This window comes from Enterococcus sp. NBRC 3427 (genome assembly GCF_007996925.1).
GTDB classification, from domain to species: domain Bacteria; phylum Bacillota; class Bacilli; order Lactobacillales; family Enterococcaceae; genus Enterococcus_B; species Enterococcus_B lactis.
This window is the reverse complement of sequence record NZ_BJLL01000033.1, coordinates 1-11,619: the sequence shown is the minus strand read 5'-3', so window position 1 is coordinate 11,619 and position 11,619 is coordinate 1. Positions and strand designations below refer to the sequence as shown.

Sequence of the window (11,619 nt, the reverse complement as noted above, 5' to 3'; positions counted from 1 at the left end):
TTATTTCTTGAAGCTGATCACTTCTGTCACAACCTCTACTGACTAAGGCTTGATATAAGCATAACCTTGGGATTGCAGTTCAACTAAATCAAGTACACCTGCTGGTACAACGATTACTTGTTCAGGTAAAGAACTTTCTGAAATGTGATTAGCACGCATAGCATTCGCACAAGCGTGAAAAACGACTTCTTTCAAATCTAAGAATTCTGCATTGGCAGAGTCTAGATAACCGGTAATCGCGATGCCGTTAACGGAAACGACGATCGTCGTTTCAGGAGAAGCTTTTATCAGGTTTTTTACGTTTTTCCCTGTTTCTGACCATTTTTCTAATTCATCAATATGGAAAACGACTTTCATTGAAATCATTCCTTTACTTTTTAATAATCATCTTGATCGCTTGCTCTAATTTAGTCGCTTGTTCTTCTGGATTACTATCAGGATTCTCAAAGCAATTTTTCAGATTATCTGCAACGATCATTCCCATTACGCGATCAATGCTAGAACGAACAGCGCTTAATTGAGTGATGACATCCATACATTCTTTTTCATCTTCGATCATTTTTTGGATACCACGAATTTGTCCCTCTGTACGTTTCAAACGGTTCAGGATATTTTTATTCTCAATCTCCATAGCACATTCTCCTCTATTTTTTATAACTTGATAATACCCCTAATCGGTATTTTATGCAAATATAAAAAGCAGTAAAAAAAATGAAGAGTCATTCTGGTTGACAGAATAAGAAAGCTCCTGTTTAATATACCCTGTGAGGTATTCATAAAATATAAATGAGGTGCAGAAAATGAGTTTGTTATTTCAACCAATAAAATCGATAACAGTCCCAGAATTAAAGGAAAAGCTTTTAGAAAAGCCAGTATTACTTGATGTTAGAACACCTGTAGAATACCGGGGTAGGCATATAAAAGGAGCTAAAAATATTCCATTACAAAGCATAAACAGATATGATGGAGACAAAGAAAAGACCGTTTATGTGATTTGTCAATCAGGGATGAGGAGTAAACAAGCAGCAAAAGAATTAAAGAAATCTGGTTATGATGTAGTGAATGTACGTGGCGGTATGAATCAATGGTTTGATCGAACAGTAGGAGGGAAATAAGATGAAAATCGTTATTGTCGGAGGTGTAGCGGGTGGGATGTCTGCTGCTACACGGCTTCGCCGGTTAATGGAAGATGCAGAAATCGTTGTTTTTGAAAAAGGGCCGTATGTTTCTTTTGCAAATTGCGGCTTGCCTTATTATCTTTCGGGTGAAATCAGTGACCGGGAAAATCTCCTTGTCCAAACGCCAGAATCATTAGCTGCTCGTTTTTGTTTAGATGTGCGTCCAAATCATGAAGTGACAGCTATCTTTCCTGAAAACAAAACGGTAGAAGTCGTATATGGAGGTCAAAAATACTTGGAACAGTACGATGTATTGGTTTTATCTCCTGGCGCAAAACCAGTTGTTCCGTCGATTCCAGGGATAACAGAAGCCGACAATGTTTTTTCTATTAGAAATGTACCAGACATCGATAAAGTGATGCATGCATTAGAAAAACAGCCAAAGCGTGCCGTGATCGTTGGTGCAGGATTCATCGGATTGGAAATGGCAGAAAACCTAAAAAAAAGAGGTTTAGAAGTCATGGTGATCGAACAAGTGCCGCATATTCTTCCGACACTGGATGAAGAAATGGCAGCTTTTATAGAAAAAGAATTGTCTCATCAAGGAGTAGAAGTGATTACTTCTCATGCTGTCGCTGGATTTGAAGACCACGGGAAACGATTGCGACTGGATGACGGGCGTACCATTCCTGCTGATTTAGTTATTTTATCCATTGGTGTCCGTCCTGATAACCAGTTAGCAGTGACCGCTGGAATCGAATTAGGCATACGCGGGGGTATCCTAGTAGACGAACGTTATCAAACGAATATTCCTGATATTTATGCGGTGGGGGATGCTATCGTTGTAAAACAGCAAATCACTGGAAAAGATGCACTTATTTCTCTTGCTTCACCAGCCAATCGTCAAGGTAGACAAGTTGCGGACACGATTTCCGGAATCTCTCGAAGAAATCAAGGCGGTATTGGAACAGCAATTATACGAACATTTGGAATGACCGCCGCATCCACCGGATTAAGTGAAAGAACAGCCAAAGAAAACGAGCTGTCTTTTGAAGTCGTTCATGTGTCAGGAAAAGATCATGCAAGCTATTATCCAGAAGCAACAGATATTTTACTGAAGTTGATCTTCCATCCAAAGACTGGCGAGATTTATGGTGCACAAGGTGTTGGGGCAAAAGGTGTGGATAAACGGATCGATATTTTAGCAACAGCAATCAAAGGGCATTTGACGATCTTCGATTTGCCGGAGTTAGAATTGACGTATGCACCGCCATTTGGCTCAGCCAAAGATCCAGTAAACATGCTAGGATATGCAGCAATGAACATTGCAGAAGGGCTTAGTGAAACCGTACAATGGCATGAATTGCCGACAGAATTAGCAAAAGGAAAAATTTTATTAGATGTGCGAACAGCAGAAGAATTGGAAAAGGGCAAATTCAAGGAAGCCAAACATATCCCTTTGAATGAACTTCGGGACCGATTAAATGAATTAGACAGCCAACAAGAATATATCGTCAGCTGTCATAGCGGATTACGTAGCTATCTAGCGGAAAGAATCTTGAAGCAGTCTGGCTACCACGTAAAAAACCTTGATGGTGCATTTTCTTTATATCAAACTGTCCGACCTGAAGAACTGATATATCCTAACAAATGATACTCGTTAAAAAACTTGCATTCGACTCTTAAAAGAGGTAAACTAATCGGTTCCACCACTTTAAAAAAAGAGGAGAATGTGTATGGTCAACACACAAAAGCAGTTAGAAGAAGCATATCTGAAGAACGTGTATCAAAAGTTAATCGATAAAAAAAACGAACTGCGTGAATCGATGGATACGGCAAAAATAGAAGGAAACCAGTCGTTGAAAGAAATGGCTGGCGAGCTTCGATTGAATTTTGACAGTTACTTAGATAATCTGGATACTTTTTCGATGATTGAAATGAAAAATAGAGAAATCGATCAGATGAATATCAAACAGAAAAACGCAGAAAATCAGCTAGCAAAGATTGAACGTTTATTGAAAAGTCCCTACTTTGGAAAAGTCGTTGTAGACTTTCTGGATAATGAGCCAAAAGAATCCTTTTATATCGGTACAGCAAATTTCACAGATGATGCAGATGAAAATCTTGTTTATGATTGGCGTTCACCAATTGCCGAACTTTTTTACAATAACATGATTGGTCCGTCTTCTTATACGGTTCGTCAAAATAAAATCGATACGGTTATCAAAGAAAGACGACAATTTATTTTGGAAAGAGATCGTTTGGTCAAGTTTTTTGATACGTCTGTAGCTATCCAAGACGATGTGCTATTAGAAGTGTTAGGTCAAGATGAGACCAATGAAATGAAGGCTATCACTGCTACGATTCAATCGGAACAAAACACAATCATTCGGGATGTGAAAAGTCAAAATATCTTGGTAAATGGCGTAGCAGGAAGTGGTAAAACCTCTGCTATCATGCAGCGTATTGCGTATCTGCTCTATTTATATCGAGATACGATGACATCTGATGACTTGCTGATTCTATCGCCTAATCATCGGTTCATTGACTATATTTCGAATGTCCTACCATCATTAGGCGAAAGAAATCCACTGAATCTAACCATCTTGCAGCTGGTTTCACAGCTTTCAGCAGAGGAAATAGAAGGTGAAGAAGCTTATTTCAAACGTATCACGAAAGAAAATATATCAGAGCAAGCAGAACATTTGCGTAGTAAAGAGTATATCGATGATCTAAAAGAATCCGATCTTTTGTTTCTAGATCATCCTGATTTTATCCGTGGACTTACTAAAAATGGAAAAACAGTTCTTTCTAAAAAAACGATCGAAAAAATATATGAGAAAGTCCCTGCTCATCCTAAATTGATCGATAGGCTTCAAGCAACGAAAAAGGCACTGATGAGCGAATGGAAGAATCATCTTTTGAAACAAGCAAAAAGTCCTGCTGTGCAGAATCAGGTACTCTCGTTGACAGAAGATAGACAGTTGAAATTATTCGGTGAATTGATTTCTGATGATTCGGAACAAAGTATCGCAGCTTATGCAAGGAAACTTTTACAAAAAAACTATCGAAAAATAACCAGACAGATCGAAGAAATGGCATGGGTGGATGAGCACCGATTGTTTGAAAGAATTTATGAAAAACGATATGGCTCAGCTTATGTTTGGCAACACACACGTACTGTTGATGAAGCAGTCATTTTATTAGCTATTCATCATTTGCTTGTTGAAAAGGTAAATGTACCAGCGTTTCGCTATCTATTGATTGATGAAGTACAAGATTATACCCTGGCACAATTAGGTCTATTGATCGAATTATTTCCAAAAACTCACTTTACTTTAGTAGGTGACGAGAATCAAGCAATCTTTAATTCTTCCACTACTTTTGCTGATATTATGCGTTGTTTCGACGACTACCATCTGCCGATCCATCGGTATGATCTTAGAAATAGTTACCGTTCTAGCGGAGCAATCACAGAGCTTTTCAAAACCTATGCTGTGGATCAAGAGAAGATCGACATCATATCGATCCGACCGCAAGGAAAAGAACCCGAATACCGTTCTTTTCGATCCTCTGAAGAATTGTTGGAAATACTAGCTGAGATTTTGGATTCTCTAAAAGGAGAAAAAGCGGCAATTATTACCCAAACAGAAAAGGAAACCCAAACGCTGCAAGAATCGATTAAAAAAAGTTCATATGGATTAAAAAACTGCCAGATCATCCCTTTGAGTCTAGCAAAAGGACTGGAATTTGATCATGTAATCTTGTATCCATTTGAAAACGATAGAGATGAGCAAAGAAGACGCAGACAAATGTACACGGCGATATCTAGAGGAATGAAAAGCATTGTCGTATTGGAAAGAGAAACATAATTAAGAGATAAAAAAATAAAAAGAACAAAATATTTTTCATTTGCCGATGAGAAATGTTTTGTTCTTTTTCTTAGGAAAAATTTAGGAACACTTTATGTGAAAAGAAATGAAAAGTATGGTAAACTCCTACGTCGTAACAAAAAATGTGAGGTGAGGATATGAAAAAAGTAACAAGAGAAGAAGTTGCATCGATTTTGGTGAAAGATAAGTATTTTTCAAAAGGTAATTATTGGTTAAAAATTTGGCAAACGCTAGTGGCTCTTTTCGGTTGGATGATCGTTGTTCTTCCTTTTATATGGGTGTTTTTCCCATTAACGAGACCAGAAAGAGCCAAGAATTTTTACTTGTACGCTTTTTTATTGGAAAAGAAAATGCTGTATTTCTTCATCGGCTTTTTTGCATTGATCTTTTTCAGCTTCCTGATTATCTCATTTGTGTTGACTAGATGGAACAATCGAAATTTGTATAGAACAGTAAATAAGTCTTTTGAATATGAAGATGAAGAATTGGAAAAAAGACAAGAATTACTTGAAGAAATGTATACGGAACGTTTTGGAACAAAAGAAGAGAGAGAAACGGTCCGTTTTTATTCTGTCTCCGAAGAGAAAAATCTAGATACGACACTCATTGCAGATTTGTATAAAGAAAATGGGGTGGAACTGAAATGACCTCAATCACTCATACAGGGAATCAATTTCTAGACACTTGTTTGTCTATCATGTATTTTTTTCTCGTTTCTTACCCGATTTTAGGCGGATTTGCATGGTTTATTGGAGTCTGGTGTTATGTTTTTTTATACAAACATAAACAAAAAGAATGGGTAGATGTTCCATCGGGTGTTGAACCGTTCATTACGATCATGGTGCCAGCCCATAATGAAGAGATCGTGATCGAAGAGACGATCGAGTATTTGATGACGAAATTGAATTATCACAACTATGAAGTATTAGTGACCGATGATGGTTCAACGGACCAAACACCAGAAATATTAGCCAGACTGATGAAAAAATACGCTAATCTTCGTGTGGTTCGGATCGAAAAAAATAAAGGGAAAGCCCATGCGTTTAATATCGGACTTGCCTTTGCAAAAGGAAAATTGATTTTAAGTAATGATGCAGATACGGTACCGGAGCCAGATGCACTGAACAGGTATGTGAATTATTTCATTCGCCCTGGTGCAAGACATATTGCTGCGGTCACTGCAAATATGGATGTCCAAAATCGTACCAAGTTGATTGCAAAATCACAAACGGTTGAATTCTCAAGTATCGTTGGTATCATCAAACGAACACAGTCAGCTGTTTTCGGTGGTCTTTATGCGTACAGTGGAGCAAATACGATGTATCGAAAAGCCGCCTTGATCGATGTGGGCGGATTCAGACAAGATCGAGCGACAGAAGACATCAGTATTGCGTGGGATCATCAGTTGAATGGCTGGGTATCTGTTTTTGCTCCGGGGATCATCTTTTTCATGGAAGTACCTGTGACGTTGAAGATGCTATATCGACAAAGAAAACGTTGGGCAAAAGGTGGAACAGAAGTCTGGCTGACGAATTTCAAAAAAGTGATGCTCCACCCTTTTAAACATATCGGAAGAACAATCATCTTCATTGATCAAACATTGAGCATTGTCTGGTCAATATTCTTTTGTATTTCCATGATTCTTTTTATTGGATTGATTGGGCATTATGTGTACCAAGGAAACTATGAACAGATCTATGTCACTTTTACATTCAGTTTTGTGTTCATCTGCTTTGAAATGGTCGCAGGATTTTTCCAGTTGCTAGCTTCGCTGATTGTAGATGATCGACGAAGAAAATTGAAATATCTTCTTTTCGCACCACTATATATGCTTTTGTTCTGGATAGTGAACGCGATAACAATCGTGACGACTTTCATTCCAGCAGTCAAAACGATTTTAGGTTATGGAAGCGGGACATGGAAAAGTCCGGAACGTACAAAAAAATAAAAGATGCACCGTTTTTTAGACAAACAGCCTGTTGTGTTTATGGTTCTTCCAGACATTTTTGCTTATAATAAGAAATTAGTTAAAAAGTAGTAAGGATGGGGAAAGTGATGAAAAAAAGAATGAAGCCGTTGATCTGGCCGATTGCTGTTTCCGGTATTTTCTTCTTCGGACACACGGCTTTTGCAGAAACTTCTGAACCTGCTCAAACAGAGCCTTCAACAACTATAAGCTCTTCTGATGCTGAAAACGGAACCTCGGAAACAGAAATGACTTCCAATGTACCGACGGATAACTCAGGAGAAACGATTTCGTCTTCAGAAGATACATCAACGAATAGTTCTACCTCTTCTGATCCAATCGATCATTTGCAAGACTTGGAAAATAAAAGAAAAGAACTCGAAGAAGCATTAGAGGCTGCAAAAAACAAATTGAAAGAAGACCAAGCAGCAATCGATCAAGATTTAGCTGATCTTAAAAATAAAGCGGGAAATGACCGTGCACAACTTGAGAAAAAGCTTGCCGAAGCGAAAGCAAAAGCGGAAGCTGTCCAAACAGATCTTGACGGGAAGATCCAACAAGCAAAAGAATTCAATCAACAATTAGATCAGGTTGCTCAAACAGCTTCTGGAAAGCTAAGTCAAACTCAAGCGGATATCACAGCGGCCAGTCAAGCAATCCATGGAAAGATCAGCGAAGCGCAAACAGTTGCTAATGATTTTGAAGCAAAAAAAGCAGACTTAGCAGCTAGTTTCCAACGAATAAAAGATATTTTGCATTCGGCAGGAGAAAAATCAGTGGCCTCTGGAACCACGACAGAAACAGTTCAGCAAACGACAGAGTCATCCGAATCAACAAGTCAGACTTTACCAAAAACAAATGAAAAAACAGCTTCTGTCAATTATTCCTTAGTAGGCACAGGTGTGCTAGTTGCAACAACTTACGGAATCATTCGCAAAAAGAAATAAAAAAGAGAGAATGGGAAGGTAGTGAACCTCGAAGTTAGACTGAAAAATCTAACTCTTGGGTCCCACCACATGTCCCATCTCTTTTTATTTATTAAGACAGCTATTCCTACTTATCTTGTGGAGACAGCTGTTCCACTACATGTGACCATCAACATGCCATTGTCGCTGCCTAATACTTCGTAATCCATTTTTACGCCGATGATTGCATCAGCTCCTAATGCTTTTGCACGTTCGGCCATTTCCGCAAGGGCTTCTTCTCTTGCGCCCATTAGTTCATTTTCATAACTTTTTGAACGGCCGCCAAAGACGTTTCGCAAACCAGCCCCAAAATCTTTCAATACATTGATCCCAGTAATAACTTCACCAAAAACGATTCCTTTATAAGCTACTACGGTTTTTCCTTCCACACTATTCGTGGTTGTTGTAATCATTCGATCACTCCTCTCTTTAATGAAAGTATAACAAAGTTCAAGATGCGCAACACATATTTTCCCAAAATTAGGAATTTATTATATACTTGAATTGTTCATTAATGAAAGCGAAACCAATCGTTAGCAACTATGTAAAAGAAAGGAAGATTCTTGTGAAAAAGAGTATTTTGCTTATTTCTCATAGTCAAAAAGTAACAGATGGTATTAAAGAAATGATTGAGCAGATGCAAAAATCCGAAGAGGTGCAGATCTTTTCTCTCGGTGGAATAAATGGCGAGATCGGATCAGACCCGATGAAAATCGTAGAAGCTGTCAATGAATCAAATGATGCAGCTAGTTATTTTGTTTTTGCGGATATCGGCAGCGCGGTATTGAATTCGGAACTGGCAAAAGACATGTTGGAAGAAGAACAGCAGCAACGTTATCATCTGGTGGATGCGCCTTTAGTGGAAGGAGCTTTTGCAGCAGCCATCACTGCCGGTATAACGGATGATACTCAGCAAATCTTAACAGAAGCACAAAATGCCGGAAAGAAAGGATGGGAATAAATTGAAAAAAATCATGAATGATCCAAGCAATATTGTCGAAGAAATGCTGGAAGGATTAGTAAAAAGCTATCCAGAACTTGTTCATCGTGTAGAATCTTCCCGTGTTGTAGCCAAGAATCAGAAAGCGGAACAAGTTGGTTTGGTTTCTGGTGGAGGAAGCGGACATGAACCATCCCATGCCGGGTTTGTAGGGGAAGGAATGTTAAGTGCAGCGGTGCTTGGTGATGTGTTTACTTCTCCAACTCCAGATCAGATTCAAACGGCTATCAAGGAAGCGGATAGTGGAAAAGGAGTTTTACTGATCGTTAAGAATTATACAGGTGATGCATTGAACTTCGATATGGCAAAGGAACTAGCTGCTATGGACGATATTGAAGTAGAAAGTGTGATCGTAGATGATGATATCGCCGTTGAAAATAGTACGTATACTGCTGGAAAACGCGGAGTTGCGGGTACTGTCCTTGTACACAAAATCGTGGGCGATGCAGCAAGAAACGGTGCTTCCCTAGCAGAGTTGAAAGAATTGGGAGAAAAGGTCGTACAGGCAACTAAGACGATCGGTCTAGCGCTTCGAGCAGCAACTGTACCAGAAGTAGGGAAACCAGGATTCGAACTAGGAGAAGATGAGATTGAGTATGGTGTTGGTATCCACGGTGAGCCAGGCTATCGTCGAGAAAAGATGCAGCCTTCTAAAGTACTGGCAAAGGAACTTGTTACTAAGATTTTAGATGATTACTCGAATTTGCCAAAAGAAGCAGGTGTATTAGTCAACGGAATGGGCGGGACGCCTTTGATGGAACAGTTCGTATTCATGAATGATGTTTTAGCTCTGTTGGAAGAAAGAGGCGTCAATGTAGTTTTCCGAAAAGTCGGTAATTTTATGACCTCACTAGATATGCAAGGCCTTTCTCTGACGCTGATCGACTTGACGGAGACACAATGGAAAGATTCTTTAGAAAGCAATGTACAGACGATTTCATGGTAAGACAATCTCAAGATAAAAGGGTGATAATATGAAACTAACCGTTCAAGAAATCCAAGAATGGCTCTCGCAATTTGCAGAGGCAATCAATCAGAACAAACAACATCTCAGTGATCTAGATACCCCGATTGGCGATGGAGACCACGGAAATAATATGGGAAGAGGGGTTTCAGCTTATGAAGAAGCTTTTCAAACCGATCATCCTGAAACAATTAGTGATACATTCAAAGTATTCTCTATGGCGATGATATCGAAAGTCGGTGGGGCTTCTGGTCCGTTATACGGATCTGCATTCATGAACATGATGAAAGCGACAAAAGAGGTCGATTCTATTGATTCTCAAGAAAAATTAGGAGAAGTGATCGAGCAGGGAACAGCGGGTATTCAAAGCCGAGGAAAGGCAGAAGCTGACGATAAAACGATGTTAGATGTTTGGCTACCAGTTACAGAGGCGTTGAAAGGAGGGAATCTAACAAAAGAAATCATTGACCAGGCAAAAGAACACACCAAAGACTTGGTAGCTAAAAAAGGAAGAGCTTCCTATCTAGGAGAACGTGCAATCGGACATATCGACCCGGGAGCTGCTTCCAGTGCCATTTTATTTACGACACTACTCAATGTGATCAAAACTTCATGACCGTCCCTATATAAATGGAAACAGAGGCTGAACTCGAAAAGCAAGCAGTTGCTTTTTCGATTCAGCTTTTTTACAGTTGTTTCTTTTAAATAAGATAGTTAAAATAAAAAAGAAAAGAGGGAACAAAATGGATCTAATGAAAGAAGACTATCAGTTATTTGACAGAGACAATTATGCATTCAAACAACTCAAAGAAATACATACACCAGATGAAGTTGAACAAATCAAACAAGAATACAAAGCACATTGGCAAAAATGGAAAGAGATCCAGCTCCAGACAGCTGCACTTTTGCCTGATACGTATGGCATGAGCAAACCTAAAATCGAAAGCTGGACGAATGGCTGGAATTTACGCAGTCATTTTTGGAGTGCTTATCGAAGCGAATCTCGTCAAGACGAGAATGCCTGTCTAGCAGTTTTGTTGAATCAAAAACAATACCAAATCTATTTGATGTATCAGCACTATAAAAGTGACACGAGAGAAGGAAGCGTTGAAGGATACAATCAATTGCTATCTTTACTGCAGGAATGGAGTACCCAGGTAGCGATTGAAGAATATTATATCTGGCCTCAGCCTGAAAATGAGCTGGAAGATCATTTGCCTTTATCCGTTTATTTATCAGATAAGAGCAAGCAAGAAGAGCTGCGAGAAACAATGGGCGATCGAACCTTCCAACTTGGCAAACTGTTTTTTTCTCCAAATGAATACACGAACATCGAAGAGAAAACTGCTGAGGCGCTCAAAGAACTAGCGCCATTGTATCACGCGATAAAAAAGAAGTTATGAAAAAGCTGATTTGCGTTGCGTACTAAATAGATGGCACATCATCGAATCCAGTGCTCTCATGAGGCAACATAAACAGACACCTGCGAAAAAATCATTTTTTTCGCAGGTGTCTGTTTGGTTTTTCCATCAGCCAAATCAGAATAAAAATTTAAACAAATCTAAAAACATAACGGTTAACGATCTCTAAAAAACGACGATTGCTTGCGTTCCGCTCATTCTTTTGTATATGTGTTTCGATTTGCATAACAGAAAAAATGAAAAAATATTCATTTAGTTATCAAACAAGGAAAAGTAAGAAAAAGGCTTCTTT

At 38.9% G+C, this 11,619-nt stretch carries 13 protein-coding genes; 10 read left to right on the top strand and 3 right to left on the bottom strand.

The features are described from left to right. Positions 1-42 precede the first annotated feature (42 nt). Complete coding sequence (locus ESP02_RS08330; RefSeq protein ID WP_002329633.1) at positions 43-357, bottom strand: DsrE family protein; 315 nt, start codon at positions 355-357, stop codon at positions 43-45. Between the two features lie 13 nt (positions 358-370). Continuing rightward, positions 371-631, bottom strand: coding sequence for a metal-sensitive transcriptional regulator (locus tag ESP02_RS08325; RefSeq protein WP_002373589.1), 261 nt, complete (start codon positions 629-631; stop codon positions 371-373). 169 nt (positions 632-800) lie between these two features. On the opposite strand from ESP02_RS08325, the gene ESP02_RS08320 reads away from it, so the two are divergent. From ESP02_RS08320 to ESP02_RS08295, 6 genes are all read left to right on the top strand, one after another. After that, a complete protein-coding gene (locus ESP02_RS08320; RefSeq protein WP_002373586.1) occupies positions 801-1,115 on the top strand; it encodes a rhodanese-like domain-containing protein in 315 nt (104 codons plus the stop codon). Between the two features lies 1 nt (position 1,116). Then, positions 1,117-2,772: an FAD-dependent oxidoreductase gene (locus ESP02_RS08315; RefSeq protein WP_002373584.1), complete on the top strand. Its 1,656-nt coding sequence runs from the start codon at positions 1,117-1,119 to the stop codon at positions 2,770-2,772. Positions 2,773-2,854: 82 nt separating this feature from the next. Further along, positions 2,855-4,990 carry a UvrD-helicase domain-containing protein gene (locus ESP02_RS08310; protein ID WP_002373581.1) on the top strand — a complete coding sequence of 712 codons (2,136 nt, stop codon included), beginning with the start codon at positions 2,855-2,857 and terminating at the stop codon, positions 4,988-4,990. A 158-nt stretch (positions 4,991-5,148) separates the two neighbouring features. Beyond that, complete coding sequence (locus ESP02_RS08305) at positions 5,149-5,658, top strand: hypothetical protein (protein WP_002373580.1); 510 nt, start codon at positions 5,149-5,151, stop codon at positions 5,656-5,658. Continuing rightward, on the top strand, positions 5,655-6,959 hold the full coding sequence (locus tag ESP02_RS08300; RefSeq protein ID WP_002373579.1) for a glycosyltransferase: 1,305 nt from the start codon (positions 5,655-5,657) through the stop codon (positions 6,957-6,959). Before ESP02_RS08305 ends, ESP02_RS08300 begins: the two co-directional genes overlap by 4 nt. 107 nt (positions 6,960-7,066) lie before the next feature. Then, complete coding sequence (locus ESP02_RS08295) at positions 7,067-7,924, top strand: LPXTG cell wall anchor domain-containing protein (protein WP_025478423.1); 858 nt, start codon at positions 7,067-7,069, stop codon at positions 7,922-7,924. Positions 7,925-8,034: 110 nt separating this feature from the next. Here the strand turns inward: ESP02_RS08295 and ESP02_RS08290 are convergent, their stop codons facing one another. Continuing rightward, a complete protein-coding gene (locus ESP02_RS08290; RefSeq protein WP_002292575.1) occupies positions 8,035-8,355 on the bottom strand; it encodes a putative heavy metal-binding protein in 321 nt (106 codons plus the stop codon). A 152-nt stretch (positions 8,356-8,507) separates the two neighbouring features. Between ESP02_RS08290 and dhaM the strand changes: the two genes are divergently transcribed. From dhaM to ESP02_RS08270, 4 genes are all read left to right on the top strand, one after another. Continuing rightward, positions 8,508-8,903, top strand: a complete 396-nt coding sequence (dhaM, locus tag ESP02_RS08285; RefSeq protein WP_038399186.1) for a dihydroxyacetone kinase phosphoryl donor subunit DhaM — start codon at positions 8,508-8,510, stop codon at positions 8,901-8,903. Continuing rightward, entirely contained in the window at positions 8,878-9,888 is a 1,011-nt protein-coding gene (gene dhaK / locus ESP02_RS08280; RefSeq protein ID WP_002289294.1) for a dihydroxyacetone kinase subunit DhaK, read from the top strand. Before dhaM ends, dhaK begins: the two co-directional genes overlap by 26 nt. Before the next feature lie 28 nt (positions 9,889-9,916). After that, the gene (dhaL, locus tag ESP02_RS08275; protein WP_002373576.1) at positions 9,917-10,522 is read left to right on the top strand and encodes a dihydroxyacetone kinase subunit DhaL; all 606 of its coding nucleotides are present in this window, start codon (positions 9,917-9,919) and stop codon (positions 10,520-10,522) included. A gap of 127 nt (positions 10,523-10,649) precedes the next feature. Next, positions 10,650-11,309 (top strand): HI_0552 family protein, encoded by a 660-nt coding sequence (locus tag ESP02_RS08270; protein WP_025478421.1) that lies wholly within the window; start codon positions 10,650-10,652, stop codon positions 11,307-11,309. Positions 11,310-11,619 lie beyond the last annotated feature (310 nt).